The 18307-nt window shown below is 65.3% G+C and carries 19 protein-coding genes and 1 pseudogene; 6 read left to right on the forward strand and 14 right to left on the reverse strand.

What is annotated here, in order from left to right; translation table 11 throughout:
* Positions 1 to 122 precede the first annotated feature (122 nt).
* Positions 123 to 641: a winged helix-turn-helix transcriptional regulator gene (locus G6N15_RS05385; protein WP_083085284.1), complete on the reverse strand. Its 519-nt coding sequence runs from the start codon at positions 639 to 641 to the stop codon at positions 123 to 125.
* 142 nt (positions 642 to 783) lie between these two features.
* Here G6N15_RS05385 and G6N15_RS23095 point away from each other — a divergent pair, with 142 nt between their 5' ends.
* Positions 784 to 1398, forward strand: a complete 615-nt coding sequence (locus G6N15_RS23095; RefSeq protein ID WP_232070357.1) for a hypothetical protein — start codon at positions 784 to 786, stop codon at positions 1396 to 1398.
* A 9-nt stretch (positions 1399 to 1407) separates the two neighbouring features.
* Here G6N15_RS23095 and G6N15_RS05395 read toward each other — a convergent pair whose 3' ends face one another.
* The 4 genes from G6N15_RS05395 to G6N15_RS05410 form a co-directional block, all read right to left on the reverse strand.
* Positions 1408 to 2295: a fructose bisphosphate aldolase gene (locus G6N15_RS05395; protein WP_083085566.1), complete on the reverse strand. Its 888-nt coding sequence runs from the start codon at positions 2293 to 2295 to the stop codon at positions 1408 to 1410.
* 436 nt (positions 2296 to 2731) lie between these two features.
* Positions 2732 to 3406 carry a phosphoribosylformylglycinamidine synthase subunit PurQ gene (gene purQ / locus G6N15_RS05400; RefSeq protein ID WP_083085285.1) on the reverse strand — a complete coding sequence of 225 codons (675 nt, stop codon included), beginning with the start codon at positions 3404 to 3406 and terminating at the stop codon, positions 2732 to 2734.
* Positions 3403 to 3642 carry a phosphoribosylformylglycinamidine synthase subunit PurS gene (gene purS / locus G6N15_RS05405; RefSeq protein WP_003923237.1) on the reverse strand — a complete coding sequence of 80 codons (240 nt, stop codon included), beginning with the start codon at positions 3640 to 3642 and terminating at the stop codon, positions 3403 to 3405. Before purS ends, purQ begins: the two co-directional genes overlap by 4 nt.
* Positions 3643 to 3710: 68 nt before the next feature.
* On the reverse strand, positions 3711 to 4388 hold the full coding sequence (locus tag G6N15_RS05410) for an ATPase (RefSeq protein WP_083085286.1): 678 nt from the start codon (positions 4386 to 4388) through the stop codon (positions 3711 to 3713).
* A 32-nt stretch (positions 4389 to 4420) separates the two neighbouring features.
* Between G6N15_RS05410 and G6N15_RS05415 the strand changes: the two genes are divergently transcribed.
* On the forward strand, positions 4421 to 5059 hold the full coding sequence (locus G6N15_RS05415) for an MBL fold metallo-hydrolase (RefSeq protein ID WP_083085287.1): 639 nt from the start codon (positions 4421 to 4423) through the stop codon (positions 5057 to 5059).
* An 80-nt stretch (positions 5060 to 5139) separates the two neighbouring features.
* Here the strand turns inward: G6N15_RS05415 and G6N15_RS05420 are convergent, their stop codons facing one another.
* From G6N15_RS05420 to G6N15_RS05430, 3 genes are all read right to left on the reverse strand, one after another.
* Complete coding sequence (locus G6N15_RS05420) at positions 5140 to 6813, reverse strand: FAD-binding dehydrogenase (RefSeq protein ID WP_083085288.1); 1674 nt, start codon at positions 6811 to 6813, stop codon at positions 5140 to 5142.
* 27 nt (positions 6814 to 6840) lie between these two features.
* Positions 6841 to 7545, reverse strand: coding sequence for a DUF2334 domain-containing protein (locus G6N15_RS05425; RefSeq protein ID WP_083085291.1), 705 nt, complete (start codon positions 7543 to 7545; stop codon positions 6841 to 6843).
* Positions 7546 to 7624: 79 nt separating this feature from the next.
* Positions 7625 to 8116 carry a glutathione peroxidase gene (locus G6N15_RS05430; RefSeq protein WP_083085294.1) on the reverse strand — a complete coding sequence of 164 codons (492 nt, stop codon included), beginning with the start codon at positions 8114 to 8116 and terminating at the stop codon, positions 7625 to 7627.
* Positions 8117 to 8176: 60 nt separating this feature from the next.
* On the opposite strand from G6N15_RS05430, the gene G6N15_RS05435 reads away from it, so the two are divergent.
* Entirely contained in the window at positions 8177 to 9634 is a 1458-nt protein-coding gene (locus G6N15_RS05435; RefSeq protein ID WP_083085568.1) for a DHA2 family efflux MFS transporter permease subunit, read from the forward strand.
* A 17-nt stretch (positions 9635 to 9651) separates the two neighbouring features.
* Positions 9652 to 9906 (forward strand): annotated as a pseudogene (locus G6N15_RS23740) (gamma-glutamyl-gamma-aminobutyrate hydrolase family protein); the annotation flags it as partial.
* Here G6N15_RS23740 and G6N15_RS05445 read toward each other — a convergent pair.
* Entirely contained in the window at positions 9835 to 10398 is a 564-nt protein-coding gene (locus G6N15_RS05445; protein ID WP_083085571.1) for a TetR/AcrR family transcriptional regulator, read from the reverse strand. The pseudogene G6N15_RS23740 and the gene G6N15_RS05445 sit on opposite strands and share 72 nt — an antisense overlap.
* A gap of 95 nt (positions 10399 to 10493) precedes the next feature.
* Between G6N15_RS05445 and G6N15_RS05450 the strand changes: the two genes are divergently transcribed.
* Positions 10494 to 10940, forward strand: coding sequence for a DoxX family protein (locus tag G6N15_RS05450; RefSeq protein WP_083085296.1), 447 nt, complete (start codon positions 10494 to 10496; stop codon positions 10938 to 10940).
* Here G6N15_RS05450 and G6N15_RS05455 read toward each other — a convergent pair.
* Positions 10869 to 13022 carry a S9 family peptidase gene (locus G6N15_RS05455; protein WP_083085297.1) on the reverse strand — a complete coding sequence of 718 codons (2154 nt, stop codon included), beginning with the start codon at positions 13020 to 13022 and terminating at the stop codon, positions 10869 to 10871. The two genes, G6N15_RS05450 and G6N15_RS05455, sit on opposite strands and share 72 nt — an antisense overlap.
* The gene (locus tag G6N15_RS05460) at positions 13019 to 13912 is read right to left on the reverse strand and encodes a phosphoribosylaminoimidazolesuccinocarboxamide synthase (RefSeq protein ID WP_139797708.1); all 894 of its coding nucleotides are present in this window, start codon (positions 13910 to 13912) and stop codon (positions 13019 to 13021) included. Before G6N15_RS05460 ends, G6N15_RS05455 begins: the two co-directional genes overlap by 4 nt.
* 57 nt (positions 13913 to 13969) lie before the next feature.
* Here G6N15_RS05460 and G6N15_RS05465 point away from each other — a divergent pair, with 57 nt between their 5' ends.
* Complete coding sequence (locus G6N15_RS05465) at positions 13970 to 14584, forward strand: hypothetical protein (protein WP_083085301.1); 615 nt, start codon at positions 13970 to 13972, stop codon at positions 14582 to 14584.
* Positions 14585 to 14632: 48 nt separating this feature from the next.
* Here G6N15_RS05465 and G6N15_RS05470 read toward each other — a convergent pair whose 3' ends face one another.
* From G6N15_RS05470 to purB, 3 genes are read right to left on the reverse strand one after another with little or no spacing between them, the layout of a single operon-like run.
* Positions 14633 to 15625: a tellurite resistance/C4-dicarboxylate transporter family protein gene (locus G6N15_RS05470; protein ID WP_083085304.1), complete on the reverse strand. Its 993-nt coding sequence runs from the start codon at positions 15623 to 15625 to the stop codon at positions 14633 to 14635.
* Positions 15622 to 16863, reverse strand: a complete 1242-nt coding sequence (locus G6N15_RS05475; protein ID WP_083085305.1) for a cytochrome P450 — start codon at positions 16861 to 16863, stop codon at positions 15622 to 15624. The genes G6N15_RS05470 and G6N15_RS05475 overlap by 4 nt, the downstream gene beginning before the upstream one ends.
* On the reverse strand, positions 16860 to 18275 hold the full coding sequence (gene purB, locus G6N15_RS05480) for an adenylosuccinate lyase (RefSeq protein WP_083085306.1): 1416 nt from the start codon (positions 18273 to 18275) through the stop codon (positions 16860 to 16862). The genes G6N15_RS05475 and purB overlap by 4 nt, the downstream gene beginning before the upstream one ends.
* Between the last annotated feature and the right edge of the window lie 32 nt (positions 18276 to 18307).

The following is an 18307-nucleotide window of genomic DNA, read 5'->3' on the forward strand; positions in this document are numbered from 1 at the left end:
GACCGTTTGAGATCAATGCAATGACGGCTATGTAGTTCGCGCGACTGCCAGAAGCATTCAGCATTCACAAGTGCCGCGGCAATTGAGCGTCCGCGTCACGTATCCGGCTGATGCCTGACTAGCTATGTGCTTGAGCCCTGCGGATCGTTCGACTCCTGCTGCAGAAGGCGGGTGATCAGGTGGGTTCCCGGCCCGGGGGCGGCGCCCGGCCCGAGGGCAACCTCGAGGGTGTCGCGGGACAGCGGTTGCCCGCAAGTCGAGCAGCACACCGTCGGTGTGCAGGGGTGTCCTTCGTGACTGAACAGCATGGGCGGTCCGTCCGGTGGCGCCGCCCAGCGGTCACCCCACGCAGTGAGCGCGATCAAGATCGGGACCAGGTCGCGACCAGCCGCGGTAAGCCGGTAGCGGTCGCGCGGCGGGCGTTCAGAGTAGCGAACACGCTCCACGATGTTTGCCTCGACCAGACCCTTCAGGCGGTTTGTCAGCAGGTTGCGCGAGATGCCGAGGTTTGCCGCCAGGTCATCGAACCGTTCCAACCCGAGAGCCAGGTCGCGGATTATCAGCGGTGTCCACCAGTCCCCGATCAGGTCGAGGCTCCGGGCCAGTGAGCAGTGGAAATCGGCGAAGCTGGTCTGACGCACATTCCCCAGTGTAGTCAGTTGCTCTATTGAACTCAACCTGCTACCGTACTGAGTATCATTATTGAACTAACTGTCGCTGGAGGAGGCCCCGATGTCCGTGTGCGTAGCGACACCGCCCGTCCAAAATGTCATTGTCGATCGGATGCCGATGCCCGTCGACGTTGCTGGGACGGCGCCGGCTGAGGTCGCCGACGACCAGGCCGTTTCAAGCGCCGCGGCAGCCCGGGCCGAACCAGCCGCCGAACACAACACCCGTTCCAACCGTGTTGAAGCCGCACGCCTCGGCCCGGCCTCGTCGCTGGAGGTTGACGGGCGGCCGCACTCTGTGCCGAACCTCGGTTTCCTCGAGTCTGCGCGTATGGATCGGGAAATGGCACGAGAAATCGGCCAGCGTTCCCGGCGGAGTCAGAAGTCAGCGCTGTCGATTACGACCGCACTTCTGAATATGTCAACTCAGCGCTTCGTCGTCCTCGGGGCTGGCGTCGCGCTGCTGATGGTTGGCCTGTTGGCACTTCGCTTCCCCATCTTCCTCGCCGACTTCGACCAGTGGGGCTTCCAAATCAACTGCGGAAGCGCTTTCCACGGAAGTTTGGCCCAGGCTGGTATCGCCGACGCGGCGGGCAGCAACTTTGTCGATCAATGCCAATCAGCCATAACGATGCGCCGCACCTGGACCATTCCGCTGACGGCGATGGGAGCATTACTTCTCACCGCATTGTTGGTAATAACCCCGCGCCAGCGTTCGGCGAACTTTTAGACCGTCGGTTTACGTCACCGAAGCGTCGTAAATTGCCTCGATGTTCGAACGGAGCTTCTCGTTGAATTCCGCATCGGTTTGGTCAACTGTCAGCCCCTCGGTCAAAGCCCGTGAAAAACTCGCGATCAGGCGGTGGTTACGGGCCAGGATTTCACAGCTTTCGGCGAGGCTGTAGCCGCCAGACAAGGCGACCACACGCATGACGCGGGGATGGTCGATCAGCGGCGCATAGAGGTCGTCTTCGTCGGGCAATGTCAGCTTGAGCATGACCTGCGTGCCTTCGGTGAGTTCGTCGAGCTTCGTGCTGAGCGCCGCCACCAGCGCACTGTCCGCTTTGGGCTTGTCGGGGCACTTAATGCTGACCTCGGGTTCAATAATCGGCATGAGTCCACGCTCGGCGATTTTGTGCGCATAGGCGAACTGCTGGTCGACGATGGCTTTGATGCCCTCATCGTTCGGCTCTTGGATAAACGAACGCATCTTGGTGCCGAAAACACCCTTGTCTACGGCCCGGTCCAACAACGAGTCGAGTTTGGTCATCGGTTTCATCAGCTGCACACCATTTTCGGCCTCAGCGAGTCCTTGGTCGACCTTGACAAACGGCACGATGTGCTTCTGCTTCCACAAAAATGCCGCAGTGTCCTCGCCGTTAATGGTTCGGTCCATCGTCTGCTCGAAGAGGATGGTCCCGAGTATTTTGTCGCCGGAAAAACTGGGACTCGACATGAGGCGCTCGCGCATCTGGTGGATAAGATCAAACATTTCCTCGTCGCTGCCGTATGCGTCCTGGGGAATCCCGTAAAGCTTGAGGGCTTTTGGTGTGCTGCCGCCGCTTTGGTCCAGCGCAGCGATAAAGCCATTTCCCGACGCCATCACGTTGCGTTGCTCTTCGTTCACAGCCATCCTTCCGTCGTTCCTGTATTGGGCCGGCCGGCACGCCGCCAGCGGTCGTCACCGCGGCCACACGAGGTGCGTTACGGGCGCCCACATATCCCGGTTCTGGAGATTGCGGCCCTCAAGTTCTAGCATCGCGCAACTTCACCACATCCGGCTACTACTTTCGAACATGTACCCATCCTCGGCCAGCTCACGCTCTTGTCGACGCCACGTGCGCGTGCTGCCGATTTCTGCGGGTCAATGCGCTGGGTTTCCGGCACTCGATAGCGGAGTGCATACCAAGGCCAGCTCATTAGATGCAGATAGCTTGCTCACCGACAAACCCGTATTCGACAGCCAAACTCTCTCGGCTGCAGACCTTTTCGGGGCAACAAACTATCCCTTGCGCTGACATTGGTCCGCGCCCACCTGGTAGTCGGCAGCACGGCCCTGAAAATCAAACGGCCAGAACCGAATCCAACGCAGAGTAGAACAGGCCAAGGCCGTCGTCGGACGGACCGGTCAGGGCTTCGATGGCATGCTCGGGATGCGGCATCAACCCGACCACACGGCCATTGGCCGAACTGATGCCGGCGATGCCACCCATCGAGCCATTGGGGTTGTCGTGGTAGCGAAATACCACCCGGCCTTCGCCTTCCAGTTCGTCGAGCACCTGCTGGGGGGCGACGTAGCGGCCTTCGCCGGACTTCAGCGGCACCAGCAGGTCGGCGTCGGGCTCGAACCGCGATGTCCACGCCGTCGCCGTCGACGCCACCCGCAGCCATACATCACGGCAGATGAAATGCAAGCCCGCATTGCGGGTCAGCGCGCCGGGCAACAACCCGGCTTCACACAACACCTGAAAACCGTTGCAAATCCCCAGTACTGGCAGTCCGTGGCTTGCAGCATCGATCACTTCGCTCATCACCGGAGCGAACCTGGCGATCGCGCCGGCGCGCAGGTAGTCGCCATAAGAGAATCCGCCCGGCACCACCACCGCGTCGACACCCTTGAGGTCAGCGTCGGCATGCCACAGACCGACAGCGTCTGCGCCGACGAAACGCACCGCCCGGGCAGCGTCGACATCGTCCAGTGTGCCGGGAAACGTGATAACGCCGATGCGGGCCGTCATTGCGGTTCCCGGCTTATGGTCCAGTCTTCGATTACGGTATTCGCCAGCAGCGATTCCGCGATCTCGGCGAGCTCGGAATCGTCGACGGTGTCGTCGACCTCCAACTCAAACCGCTTGCCCTGCCGCACATCCGAGATTCCGGCATGGCCGAGCCGTCCCAGCGCGCCGACGATCGCCTGACCCTGCGGGTCGAGAATCTCGGCCTTGGGCATCACGTGCACAACCACCCGGGCCACGGGCGCTCCTCGCTGTCGGGACCTGACTGCTCGGTGGCAACTTTACCGGTGAACGAGCGTCGGGCCGGTCATGGGCAAGAGCCGATGTAGGCCGCGCAGAGCGGGCCGCTCATCGCGTCGAGAACCTGCGCGTCGGAGAGCGTCGGCCACGGCATCTGTGGCGGTGCGGTCGACCACAGGCTCAGTTCGCTGATGCTGCTGTTTTGAGGCTGGGCGACCAGGTAGGTGTGCAGGATCACCGGCCCGCTGACCACCGCGGCCAGCCGGTTGGGTTCGTCGACGGTGAGCGACGGCGACTGATTCGGTGCGCCGAGTTGGCAGCCGCGTAGCGCGGCGGCGGCGATGCTGAACACGCTGGCCGCGTTTTGGCCGCCGTTCGCGGTGTCGCCGCGCCAGTGCAGCAGCTGGGCCTGCAACTGCCACTGGCCTTGAGGGTTGGCCACGGTCGCGCGGCTCGCGACGGCAGAGTCGCGGGAGTCGTGTGTGAACGGCGGTGTGGCGCAAAGCTCCTCGAAGCGGAACCGCGGGGTCGTTCCGGTGCCGGTCAACGCCGTCGCCACACCAGACAATGCCGGCCACCGGTACACCGAGTTCAGCGGCACAGCACCCGCATTGATCCAGGCAGAATCGGGGATCCGGTCGCACACCGGTGGACAGTTCTCGGGGTCCGCCAGCGCAGGCGTCGCGGACAACGGTGCTACCGCCAGGCCCCCAGCCAGCAGCATCGCCGCCACGATTACCCGCATCGGCACACCCCCATGAGCGCACAATCGTAGACATGCAACTGACGCATTTCGGCCATTCCTGCCTACTTGCTGAATTCGACCACACCGCCGTGCTGTTCGACCCCGGAAATTTCTCGCACGGTTTCGAGGGCATCACGGGGCTGTCGGCGATCCTGATCACCCATCAGCACCCGGACCACGTCGACACTGCGCGGCTGCCCGCGCTGATCGACGCCAACCCGGATGCTGCGGTGTACGCCGATCCGCAGACCGCCGCCCAGCTCGGCGCCCCGTGTCGGGCGGTGCAAGTGGGCGACGAGCTGGCCGTCGGCACGCTGACCATCCGGGCCGTCGGCGGCCGGCATGCCGTCATCCACCCCGAACTCCCAGTAATAGAGAACATCTCCTACCTCGTCGGCGACGGTGAGCATCCGGCCCGGCTGATGCATCCCGGCGACGCCCTGTTCGTCCCGGACGAGCCGGTGGATGTGCTGGCCACTCCGGCGGCGGCGCCGTGGATGAAAATCTCGGAGGCCGTCGACTACCTGCGCGCGGTGTCGCCGCAACGCGCGGTGCCCATCCACCACGGCATCATCGCCCCCGACGCGCGCGGTATCTACTTCGGCCGGCTCAGCGAAATGACCACCACCGACTTCCAGGTACTCCCGGAAGAAAACGCGATCGCCTTCTAAGGGCGAGCAGACGCAAAAGTCCCCATTTCGTGCCGAAATGAGGGACTTTTGCGTCTGGTGGCCGGGCAGGGCCCGCCGAACTAGGCGATGTCGGCGGCGGCGCCGCGGCCGGCGGCGCGTCCGGAAAAGATGCATCCTCCCAGAAATGTTCCCTCCAGCGCCCGGTAACCGTGCACACCGCCGCCGCCGAACCCGGCCACCTCGCCGGCGGCGTAGAGCCCGTCGAACGGGGTGCCGTCGGCTTTGAGAACCCTGGCGTCCAGATCGGTTTCCAGTCCGCCCAAGGTTTTTCGAGTCAGGATGTGAAGTTTGACCGCGATCAGCGGGCCGGCCTTGGTATCGGTCAACCGGTGCGGAGCCACCACACGGCCCAACCGGTCACCCCAATAGATGCGGGCGGCGTGGATGGCGGTGATCTGGCTGTCCTTGCAGAACCGGTTCGCCACTTCGCGATCGCGTGCGGTGACCTCGGCCGCGACCGTCGAGTAATCCAAGGGCACGACGTCAGGAATCTTGTTCATCGCGGTGACCAACTCGCGCAACGAATCAGCGCTGACGAAGTCCACACCGCGGTCGACGAACGCTTGCACTGGAGCCGGCGGCCCCGACCCGGCGCGCGAGGCCAGCAGTTGGCGCACACTGCGTCCGGTGAGGTCGGGATTTTGCTCCTGACCCGACAGCGCGAACTCCTTTTCGATGATTCTCGAGTTGAGCACAAACCACGTGTAGTCCTGACCCGTCTTGGCGATGTACTCCAACGTGCCGAGTGTGTCGAAGCCCGGGTACAACGGGGCCGGCAGCCGCTTGCCGTTGGCGTCCAGCCACAGTGACGACGGACCCGGGATGATTCGGATACCGTGCAGCGGCCAGATCGGGTCGTAGTTGGTGATGCCCTCGGTGTAATGCCACATCCGGTCGCGGTTGATCACTCGGGCACCGGCTTTTTCGGCGATGCCGATCATCCTGCCGTCGACGTGGGCGGGCACCCCGCTGAGCAGTTGCTCGGGCACCCGGCCCATCCGCTGCGGCCAGTTCTGCCGGACCAGGTCGTGGTTGCCGCCAATGCCGCCGCTGGTCACGATCACCGCAGACGACCGAAACTCGAAGTCACGGATCACTTTTCGCGACGACGGCACACCGCGTGGCTGATCAGAGGGCTCCAGTACGCTGCCGCGCACCCCGACCACCGCGTCTCCTTCGACGATCAGCTCGTCGACCCGATGACGATGCGCGAAGCGCACGGTCGAGCGGTCCCGCAGTTGGCGCGCGAAGATCTCGACAAGCGCCGGTCCTGTGCCCCAGGTGATGTGGAAGCGCGGCACCGAGTTACCGTGCCCGCGCGCGTCGTATCCACCGCGCTCGGCCCAACCGACCAGCGGGAAGATTTGCAGGCCGCGGGCGCGAAGCCAGCTGCGCTTCTCCCCAGCCGCGAAATCGACGTAGGCATACGCCCATTGGCGTGGCCAGTAGTCCTCCGGGCGATCGAAGCCCGCCGTGCCGAGCCAATCCTGCAGTGCCAGTTCGTGACTGTCGCGCACGCCGAGGCGGCGTTGTTCGGGACTGTCGACGAAGAACAATCCGCCGAAGGACCAGAAGGCCTGCCCGCCCAGGTTGGCGGCGTTCTCCTGGTCGAGGATCAACACCCGCCGCCCGCGGTCTGCGACTTCGCAGGCGGCCACCAGGCCAGCAAGCCCCGCCCCGACGATGATGACGTCGGCGGCGTGCCCCACCGACCCGGCTGCGGTTTCGCTCATGCCGCTACAGGGTAGTGACCCCTGCGGTCAGGCTGCCTTGCGAACCGCCTGATCGGGCCGCCACTCGTACACGGTCGGCGTGCAGCCGTGCAGCAATGCCAGGTCCACGGCGTCGAGCATCGCCTGCAACGGCCCAGGTTTGCGCAAGTGACGCGCGGCGACCGCCACTCGGACGATGCCGCCGCGACGGGCAACCCGTTCCGCCGAGAGCACCAGCATCCGACACCACCACGGCTCGGTCAGAAAGCCTTCTCCGATGCCGAGCACCCGTGCGCGCACAGTGGTGTGGCGGACCAGGTCGGTGATGCCGTGAAGATCGGCCAGTAGTCGAAAACCATTGCGAGGCAATGCTTTCACTGTCCCCGGCGACGCGGCCCAGCCGGGCGCCGCGAACAACCTGGTGCGCAGCCCGAGGTGCTCGAGGACCCGGTCGGCGGCCATCAGCCGCAGGTTCGCTTCGTGGGCCGGCAGCCCGGCGAACTCGCCGCGACGCTTTTTGGTCGCCGCTTCGTCATAGCCGTGCAACAGGATCGCGTCGCCACCGGCGCGACGGGCGGCCAACCACTCGACGGTGCGCGGATCGCGGTCGAGACGGTAGCCGCCCTTGAGCCGCGGCGCCACCAGCAACGACACGGGCACGCCGCGGGCATCCATCTGCGCGCAGAACGCGTCGACGTCGGCCAGGGTGTGCTCGCCGATCCCGGACACGGAAACGATCAATTTGCCAGACACACCGCTAGTGTGCCGATCGCAGGTGTCCAAACGGTGACATACACGCAGACAGCGGGCGTCTAACGGACCCCGTGCCCAGCTAGTTCGGCAGCACGGCCTCGATTGCCGCGAGCACCTCCGGTGCGTCCGGTTCAGTGCGGGGCCGGAACCGGTTGACCACCCGTCCACCGGGGGCGATGAGGAATTTCTCGAAGTTCCATTGCACGTCGCCGGCCTGGCCGCTTGCGTCGGGCGTCTTGGTCAGTTCCACATACAGCGGGTGCCGGCCCGGCCCGTTGACCTCGGTTTTCGCCAGCAGCGGAAACGTCACCCCGTAGATGGTGGAGCAGAATGTCTGGATTTCCTCGGCGCTGCCGGGTTCCTGGCCCATGAACTGGTTGCACGGCACCCCGATGACCGTCAGCCCGCGATCGGCGTATTCCTGCGCGAGCTGCTGCAGCGCGCCGTATTGGGGGGTCAGACCGCATTTCGACGCGACGTTGACCACCAGCACGGCACCGTCGGCGTAATCGGCCAGCGAAGTCGGGCGGCCGTCTAGGGTGGTCAACTCGATCTCGGTGACAGCGGACATGCCAGCAGGCTACCGCAGCGCAAACTAGCTTGATCAGCTAAGTGCCGTTACGCTCGTGTGGTGCATCGCGCCGTCGCGCCCAGCCGCCAGCCGCCTACCGACGAACGGGTCTACCCGGACAAGCTCGACGCGGGACTGCTGCGGATCGCCGGGGTGTGCGCGTTGGCCGTGGTGATGGCGATCGTCGACACCACGGTTGTCGGTGTCGCGCAACGCACGTTCATTGCGGAATTCCACTCCACCCAGGCCGTCGTCGCATGGACGATGACCGGCTATACGCTCGCGCTGGCAACCGTGATCCCGGTGGCGGGTTGGGCCGCCGACCGGTTCGGCACCAAGCGGCTGTTCATCGGCTCGGTGCTGGCGTTTACGGTCGGCTCGCTGCTGTGCGCGATGGCGCCAAACGTCGGGCTGCTGATCACCTTTCGAGTGATACAGGGCCTCGGTGGCGGAATGCTGATGCCGCTGACGGTCACCATCTTGACCCGCGAGGCTGGCCCCAAGCGGATCGGCCGGCTTATGGCGCTGCTGGGCATCCCGATGATGCTGGGCCCGATCGCAGGACCGATCCTGGGCGGCTGGCTGATCGACGCCTACGGCTGGGAGTGGATCTTCCGGATCAACCTGCCGATCGGGTTGACCGCGGTTGTCCTTGCCGCCGTTACGTTCCCGAGAGATCGCCCGACGCCGTCGGAGACCTTCGACTTCGTCGGCATGCTGCTGCTGTCGCCCGGCGTGGCGGCGTTCCTTTACGGGGTGTCATCCCTTCCCGCGTACGGGACCGTCGCCGATCCTCATGTGTGGGTAACGGCGGCCATCGGGCTGACGCTGATCGGCGGGTTCGTGTTGCACGCCCTGGGCAAGGATGACCCGCTGATCGACTTGCGGCTGTTCACGAACTGGGAAGTCACCGCGGCCAACTCGACGCTCTTGCTTTCCGCGGCAGCGTTTTTCGGGGCTGCGTTGCTCATCCCGAGCTGCTTTCAGCAACTGCTCCAGCAGACGGCGCTGCAGTCCGGAGTGCACATGATGCCCGAGCGGATCGGCGCGCTGCTGACGATGCCGATCGCCGGCGTCGTGCTGGACAAGCGCGGCCCGAGCAAGGTGGTCCTGGCCGGCATCACGCTGGTGAGCGCCGGCATGGCGACCTTCGCCTACGGTGTCGCAACCCATGCGGGATACCTGCCAGTGCTCTTGGCGGGGCTGCTGCTCATGGGTATGGGCCTGGGTTGCACGACGATGCCACTGATCGCTGCGGCGGTGCAGTCAGTTGCGCCGCATCAAATCGCCCGCGGCTCGGCGCTGGTCCATGTCAACCTGCAGGTCGCAGCGTCAATTAGCACAGCGTTGATGTCGGTGATCTTGACCAGCCAGCTCGACCACAGCAAAGAGCACGCCTACACCGTGGTGTTCGTGGTGGCCGCCGTCTTGGCGGTGCTGGCCTATGTCCCCGCGGCATTCCTGCCGAAGAAACCGGTGGCCGCCCCACCGGGGCTGCCGCCTGTAGTGACCCCTTAGTCGATGGCGGCGACCCGCTGCGCCCGGCTTCGCCGCGCTTGCGATCGCCGCTGGTCGATGGCGGCGACCCGCTGCGCCCGGCTTCGCCGCGCTTGCGATCGCCGCTGGTCGATGGCGGCGACCCGCTGCGCCCGGCTTCGCCGCGCTTGCGATCGCCGCTGGTCGATGGCGGCGACCCCCTGGTCGGTGGCGGCGACCCACTAACCCTCGAAGAGCATCCTGGCGATCCGCTCGACGGTGGTCATCGGATCGACGGACTTCACGCGCGGATTCACCGCATCGTTGAGCCACAGCGTCGCAAATCCGTGCACCAAAGACCATGCCGCCAGTTCGGCGCCACCCGGGTCGGCGCGGGCCTTGGCGTCGGCCAGCGTCGCCACACCGCGCGAAAGCTCCGCTCCCGCAGCATTTTCCGCGGCTGCCAATTCGGTGTCAGAGGCGTCGACGAGCGACTTGTCGAACATCACCCGGTAATGGCCGGGATGCTCCAGGGCAAACCGCACATACGCGGAAGCCGCGTCGATGAACTGCGGCCGCGCGTCGGTCAGGGCTGCGGCCAGCATGCGAAAACCCTCGGTGGCCAGCGCGGTGAACAAGCCGCGCCGATCGGTGAAGTGGTGCGCCGGCGCGGCATGCGAGACGCCGGCCTCGCGGGCCAACTCCCGCAACGACACCCGGTCGGCGCCGCGCTCGGCCACCAGGCGTGCGGCCTGCGTCAAGATCACGGCCCGCAAGTCTCCGTGGTGGTAGCTGGGACGGCTCACATCCACCACCATAGCCGAGCATCTTGACAGTGGCTAGATCGCGGGCTTATGCTCGTCGGACTCCCGAACTTGTCGCTGTCTAGATTGGAGAAGAGATGGCCCCGTTGCTCACCCTGGTGCTGGCCAGCGTCATCCCCCGCGTCGTCGGCTGGGCCGGCGTCGGCTATGTGGACAGTTGGCCCAAAGCGATCGCTGTTGGCTTGGCGGCCATGTTCGTGCTGACCGGCGTGGCGCATTTCGCACCGCCGCTGCGCCGCGACCTGATCGCGATCGTGCCGCCCAGCCTGCCCGCGCCCGGGCTGCTGGTCAGCGTCACCGGCGTGCTGGAGTTCCTGGGCGCCGCCGGTCTGTTGGTGCCCGCGACTCGGCTCGTTGCCGCGGCGTGCCTGCTCGCGCTGATGCTGGCGATGTTTCCGGCCAATATCTATGCATCGCGAATGCCCGATCCGCCCAAGTCGATGACGACGCGGCTATCCTTGCGCGCCGCTCACGAGGTCGTCTACCTGACCGCTGCCGTAGTGGTCGCGATCGGCAGCAGCTAGCAGCCAGGCGTACTGGAAGGCCACCTCTTTCCAGCGCTCGTAACGTCCGCTGATACCGCCATGGCCGGCGCTCATCTGGGTCTTCAACAACACCGGGTTGGGGTCGGTCTTGGTGTGCCGCAACGCCGCCACCCACTTCGCAGGCTCGACGTAGTACACCCTGGTGTCGTTGAGTGACGTCATCGCCAGAATCGCCGGATACTGCTGGGCAGCGACGTTTTCGTACGGCGCATACGATTTCACGTAGAAGTAGACATCCTTGTCGCGCAGCGGGTTTCCCCATTCGTCCCACTCGGTGACCGTGAGCGGTAGCGACGGATCAAGCAGCGTGGTCAGCGGGTCGACGAACGGCACCTGCGCCAGGATGCCGGCGAAGAGTTCCGGCGCCATATTGGCGACCGCACCCACCAGCAGCCCACCTGCGCTGCCGCCCAGGGCGACCAGCTTCTGCGGTCGCGTCAGCCCCGCCTCCACCAAATGCTTGGCGACGGCGACGAAGTCGGTGAAAGTGTTCTTCTTCTCCAGCAGCTTGCCGTGCTCGTACCACAGCCGCCCCATTTCACCGCCGCCGCGGACGTGCGCGATGACGAACACCATGCCGCGATCCAGCAGCGACAGTCGCGCGATGGAAAATCGCGGGTCCTCGCAGATCTCGTAAGCGCCGTAGCCGTATAACAGTGTCGGCGCCGGGAATTCGACACCTTCGCGGTAGACGATGGACACCGGGATGCGGGTTCCGTCGGCCGCGTGGGCCCAATCCCGGCGTTCGACATAGTCCTCGCGGCGGTAGCCGCCTAGCACTGGCTGCTCACGGAGCAACGTGCGCTCACCGGTGACGAAGTCGACGTCGTAGATCTGCACGGGGGTAAGGAAAGATCCCGCTCCGATCCGCAGCTTCGGTGAGTCCCAAGTCGGGTTGGGGCCCAGTCCAGTGGACATCAGCTCGGAGTCGAAGGTGATCTCCTCCGGTACCCCGTAGCCGCCCTCAGCGAGGAGGGGCCACAGCTGGATTCGCGGCAATGCCTCCCGCCGGTAGCTGACGACGAGATGGCCGGCGAAGGCATCCACCGCGTCGAGCCGCATGTCGTCGCGGTGTGCGATCAATGTGCGCTGGGCGGTGGGGTCGCTGACCGGTGCCTCGACAAGCGTGAAGTTGACTGCGCCGTCGTTGTGCAGGATCAGAAACCGGTCTTGGCCGCCGACGACCGCATGTTCCACCGAATACTCGACGCCGTCACGCCGCGGCAAGACGGTGACAAACTGGCCGTGCGGGTCGGCGGCATCGACATAACGGACCTCCGAGGTGATCGCCGAGCCGGACACGATCAGCACGTAGGCGTCGCTGCGGGTGCGCCCCACCGCCAACCAGAACCGTTCGTCGGCTTCGTGGTACACCTTCTCGCTCGGCAAACCGGAGCCGAGCCGATGCCGCCAGACCGTGTCCGGGCGCCACGCGGCATCCACCGTCACGTAGTACACGGTGCGGTTGTCGGTCGCCCACGTCACGCCCGCGCCGATGCCCGTGATCTCGTCGGGGTACCGCTGTTCGGTGCGCAAGTCTTTGAACCGCAAGGTGTATCGCTCATCGCCGGCGTAGTCGACTGAGTACGCGAGCACGTTGCCGTCTGGGCTCACACTGGCAGCGCCCAGCGCGAAGAAGTCGTGACCCTCGGCTTCGACATTCTCGTCGAGCAGCACCTGCTCGCCCGGGATCTCGGTGTGCTCATCGAAAATCGGCGGATTCCAGTCGCCCGCATCTCGTACCGGGCAACGACAGTGCACACCATACTGCTTGCCTTGGAAGCTGCGGGCGTAATACCACCAGTCGCCACGCCGGATCGGCACCGAGAGATCGGTTTCCTTGGTGCGCGCCTTGATCTCATCGAAGATCTGCTGCCGCAACGGCTCCAGATGGGCCGTCATCGCATCGGCGTACTCGTTTTCCGCTTCGAGATGCGCGACGACTTCGGGGTTTGCCTTGTCGCGCAGCCATTCATACGGATCGACGAAGACGTCGTCGTGGTACACGCGGCGGCTCTCCACCCGTTTGGCCACTGGCGATACCGGTGAGTTGTTGCTCATTGGCCGGGGCCGATCCAGTCGTCGAAGCGCAACCCGGAAATCCGTTCGTAGGCTTCGATGTAGCGAGCGCGGGTGGCCTCGATCACGTCCTCGGGCAGCGGAGGCGGCGGCTGTGAGCCGCTACGGTCCCAGCCTGATTCCGGGCTGGTGAGCCAATTGCGCACGAACTGCTTGTCGAAGCTGTGCTGAACGACCCCCTCGCGGTAGTTTTCGGCCAGCCAGTATCGCGAGGAGTCCGGTGTGAAAACCTCGTCGGCCAGCACCAGGTTGCCGTGGGCATCGAGGCCGAACTCAAACTTGGTGTCTGCGATGATGATCCCCTTCGTCAGAGCGTGGTCGGCGGCCTGTACATACGTTTGCAGCGTACGATCGCGCAACTGGTTGGCGCGCACCGCTCCCACCATCTCGATCACGCGGGCGAACGGAATGTTCTCATCGTGGTGTCCGAGTTCGGCTTTGGTGGCAGGAGTGAACAACGGCGTTGACAACCTGCTTGCTTCCGCCAAACCCGGTGGCAACGGGATGCCGCAGAGTTTGCCGGTCTTTTGGTAGTCCAATAGCCCCGAGCCGGTCAGATATCCGCGTGCCACGCACTCCACCGGCACCATCTCCAGCTCGCGCACCACCAGCGCGCGCCCAAGTACTTCGTCGGGAATCCGCGGGTCGTCTGGCGGCCCAGCCAGATGGTTGGGCGCCTCGACAAGGTTGAAGAAGAACACGCTCATTGCGGTCAGAATGCGGCCCTTATCTGGGATCGTGCTGTCCAGCACATAGTCGAACGCCGAGATCCGGTCGGTCGCGACGAACAGCAGGTGCTCGTCGTCGATGCGGTACAGCTCGCGGACCTTACCGCTGGCCAGGTGCCGGTAGTCGGACAGAGCGGGACACACCATCGGGTCAGCCTATCCGGCGGCCCCATGAACCAACACTGTGCTGGGATCAACGCTATGAGATCGCGCTACCTGCCCTACGCCACCCGACCCGGCCGGCTGCTGGGCCAACTGCTCAGCGACATCCTCGTCGTCGTGTGGACGTTCGCATGGGTGCTCGTCGGCATGGCAGTTCACACCGCCGTCTCGACCATCGCCACAGTCGGCCGGGATGTCCACAACGGCGCACATGGCATCGCCACCAACTTGGAGTCGGCGGGCCGCAGCGCGGAACACCTCCCGCTAGTGGGCGGCGCGGTCAGCAAGCCGCTGACCGCGGCCAGCGAGGCCGCTCTCGACATCGCCGGCGCCGGCCACAACCTAGACACCACCGCCACCTGGTTGGCCGTGCTACTTGCGCTCGCGGTGGCTGGCCCGCCGATCCTGGCCGTGATGATGCCGTGGCTTTTCTTGCGGCTCAGGTTCTTCCGACGCAAGTGGACGGTGACCGCCCTGGCCGCCACGCCGGCCGGCGAACAGCTGCTGGCACTGCGGGCGTTGGCGAACCGGCCGCTGCGCAAGTTGACCGCGGTCAACGCCGATCCGGTCGCGGCGTGGCGGCGCGAGGATCCGGTCACCATCCATGGCCTGGCCGCTCTTGAACTGCGGTCGGCCGGAGTTCGGGTGCGCTAGACCGGCGAGGGACGCAAGGGGCGGCTGTTTCACATATCGCACGCGGGGTCAGCGCACCAGCACGCGGGGCACGTGCAGCAGCCCGGCCACCACCACGATCAGCCATACCGCCAGCGCGTTCCAGAAGAACACCAGCGAAACCGTCTGCAATGCGTGCACATTGAGCTCGACCGCCATGGCATAGGTTGCCGCAGAGTACATGCCGAGCGGGAACACCATCGCCCACCACACACCGGCGAACTGCAGGACCGTCGGCCGCCGGCTGATGGTGCGCAGCCCGAAAGATATCAGCGGAGGTATCCACAGGGTGGCCACCAACCAGGTCACCTGGGTTATCTCGCGCACAGTGCCGGCCAGCCAGTGGGGAGCCAGTAGGTGGATGTAGTCGCCGGCCAGCGTGGCAATGGCCAATGCGCCCATCAGAATCCAGGTATCCGGCTCGAATCCGTCGCGGTCCTTTCGCTCTGCGACGGCGCGCCACAGGATCAGCGCCGTCATCAAGCCGTAGATGCACAACGCCACCGCCCAAAGCGGTACGGCGACCACCAGCCACCAGCGGTGTCCGGTGTAATAGGCAAGCAGCACCATCATGATCACCAGACCGGAGGTGGCGACGCTGGCCAGTTCCCAAGCGCCGTGGGAACGGTCTCGCAGAGCCGGCCATGGCCTGGCCGACATGTTGCGCGCGGTGGTCAGGATCAACACCAGCCAAACGGACAACGCTATTGCACCGAGGACGTGGGCGACGACCACCTGCGAGGCCAGCCGACTGCCCAACACCGCACACGCGGCGACGAACGTGAACAAACGCAACGTGACGTCAGGATCCGACACGTCCCACACGGCGATCCGGCGCTTTACGGCGGCGGTAGTGATCACCAAAGCCACCAGAACCAGCAGAGCGAGCATGGCCAGCGCATCGAGTATCTGACTGATCCAGGTGTACTGATGATTGCGGGCGGCGATCGACAAGATTCCGGTCGCCATGACCGCCGCGAAAACATCTGGTGCCGGCTCGATGTCGCTGAACCGCAGCCTCACGACGGGCCGAGCAGCTTTACGATCAGATGCCGGATCCCGGTGTGCCGGTTGCTGCGCGCCCATTCGACAGGTGCCGCGACGCACACGCTATCGAAGCGCGACAGCAGCTCCTCGAAAAGCACGCGCAGCTCCAGTCGCGCCAGGTTGGCGCCGAGGCAATAGTGCACACCGTGGCCGAAACCTAAGTGCGGATTGGGTTTCCGGGTGATGTCGAACTCGTCGGCGCGGTCGAACACGGTTTCGTCCCGGTTGGCCGAGCCCTCCCAGATCTGAACCTTCTGCCCGGCCTTGATCGATTGGCCGCCGAGCGTGACGTCGCGGGTGGCGGTGCGCCGCTTTGACGGCGACGGCGAGGTCCAGCGGACGATCTCTTCGATCGCGGTCGGCAGCATGCCGAGATCGCTGCGCAGCGCCTTCAATTGGCCCGGATGCTCGGCCAGCACCAACAGCCCGCCGGCGACCGCGTTGCGGGTCGTCTCCGCGCCGGCGCTGAACAGCAGGCTGAAGAACAGGTACAACTCCACATCCGACAACCCCGGCGCCTCGTCGACCGTGGCGTTGGCGACGATCGACAGCATGTCGTCGGTCGGCTTCGCACGCTTGGCGGCGATCAACTCCTGGCCGTAGGCATACATCCGCGAGCTCGCCTCCTCGACCGAGAGCTGCGACAGCGATGCCTTGCGGGAACCGCCGAAGTCGAACTGCGGCTCGATAGCCTCGAACAGCCAATGCCGTTCGGACTCGGGCACTCCCAACAGGATGCAGGTCATCTGCATCGGCAGTTCGGTGGCGACGTCGACCAGGAAGTCGAACGGTTCATCCGGCACCACCGCATCGAGCAGGCGGCGCGCCCGGGCCCGCAGGTCGTCCTCGACACGACGGATCATTCGGGGGGTGAGCCCGGAGCTGACCAGTCGCCGGATCTGCGAATGCCGCGGGTCGTCCATCATGTTCAGCACTTGACCGGCGATGGCCAGGTCTTGCAGCAGCGTGCCGCCGAACGGCCGCTTACCGCCGGTGACGGACGAGAACGTCACCGGATCACGCAGTACCGCAAACGTTTCCGGGTAGGTGGCTACCGACCAGAATCCTTCGCCGTCGGGCGTGTGCTCTGTGGGCTCGTGCCAGAACACCGGGGCCTCGCGGCGGTGGATGGCGAACAGCTCATGCGGAAACCCGTTGGCGAAGTTGTCCAGATCGGTGAAGTCGATGCCGGCCAGGGCACGGGTGGCCGTCACAGGATGGCCCCCGGGGTGTACTTGGCCGCATCCGGATAGCGGGCAACCAGCGCGTCGACCTCGGCTACCACGGCGTCGACCTGGTCGCCGGCAGCTCCGACGAACGCCTCTTTGTCGGCCAGCACAGCGTCCAACGCGGCGTGGTCCAGCGGCAGCCGCGGGTCATCGGCCAGCCGCTGCAAAAGATCCGGCTCGGCGCCTTCTCGCATCGCCAGCGCTGTCGCAACCGCATGTTCGCGGATCACCTCGTGCGCCGCCTCGCGACCCATGCCGGCGCGAACCGCGGCAATCAGCACCTTGGTGGTGGCCAAAAACGGCAGATACCGGTCCAGTTCGCGCTGGATCACCGCGGGGTAGGCACCGAACTCGTCGAGCACGGTCAAGAAGGTCTCGATCTGCCCGTCGATGGCAAAGAAGCTGTCCGGCAACGCCACTCGGCGCACCACCGAGCAGAACACGTCACCCTCGTTCCACTGCGCGCCGGCGAGTTCGGCCGTCATCGCCGCATAACCGCGCAGCACCACCTGCAGGCCGTTGACCCGTTCGCAGCTGCGGGTGTTCATCTTGTGCGGCATTGCCGACGAACCGACCTGTCCCGGCGCAAACCCTTCGGTCACAAGCTCATGGCCGGCCATCAGGCGGATGGTGTGCGCCAGCGACGACGGTCCGGCGCCCAACTGCACCAGTGCCGACACCACATCGTGGTCCAGCGAGCGCGGATAGACCTGTCCGACGCTGGTCAAAACCGTTGAGAACCCCAGAAATTCAGCGATGAGGCCCTCCAATCGGGCCAACTTGGCCACATCGCCGCCGAGCAGGTCGAGCATGTCTTGGGCGGTGCCCATCGGGCCCTTGATGCCGCGCAGCGGATAGCGGTCGATCAACTCGCGCAGCCTGGTCAGTGCGAGCAGCGTCTCCTGAGCCGCCGAGGCGAACCGTTTGCCCAATGTGGTGGCCTGGGCGGCGACGTTGTGGCTGCGTCCGGCCATCACCAGATCCCGGTAGGCAACCGCCCGTTCGGCCAGCCGGGCCACTACAGCGACCCCGTGAGAGAACACCAGTTCCAACGAGCGGCGGATTTGCAGCTGCTCGACGTTCTCGGTGAGGTCGCGGCTGGTCATGCCTTTGTGGATGTGCTCGTGGCCGGCCAGCGCATTGAACTCCTCGATGCGGGCCTTGACGTCGTGGCGCAGCACGCGCTCACGCGCGGCGATCGAGGCGAGATCGACGTCCTCGAGAACCCGTTCGTAGTCGGCGATCACTTCCGGGGATACGCCGACACCTAGCTCGGCCTGCGCGCGCAGCACCGCCAGCCACAGCCGCCGTTCCGCGACGACTTTGGCCTGCGGCGACCAGATCGCCACCATATCGGCGCTGGCATACCGGTCGGCCAGCACGTTGGGCATGCTCACTTGGTCCTCACGAAGACACAGCTTACGGTCGG

This window comes from Mycobacterium noviomagense (assembly GCF_010731635.1).
In the GTDB taxonomy this organism is placed as follows: domain Bacteria; phylum Actinomycetota; class Actinomycetes; order Mycobacteriales; family Mycobacteriaceae; genus Mycobacterium; species Mycobacterium noviomagense.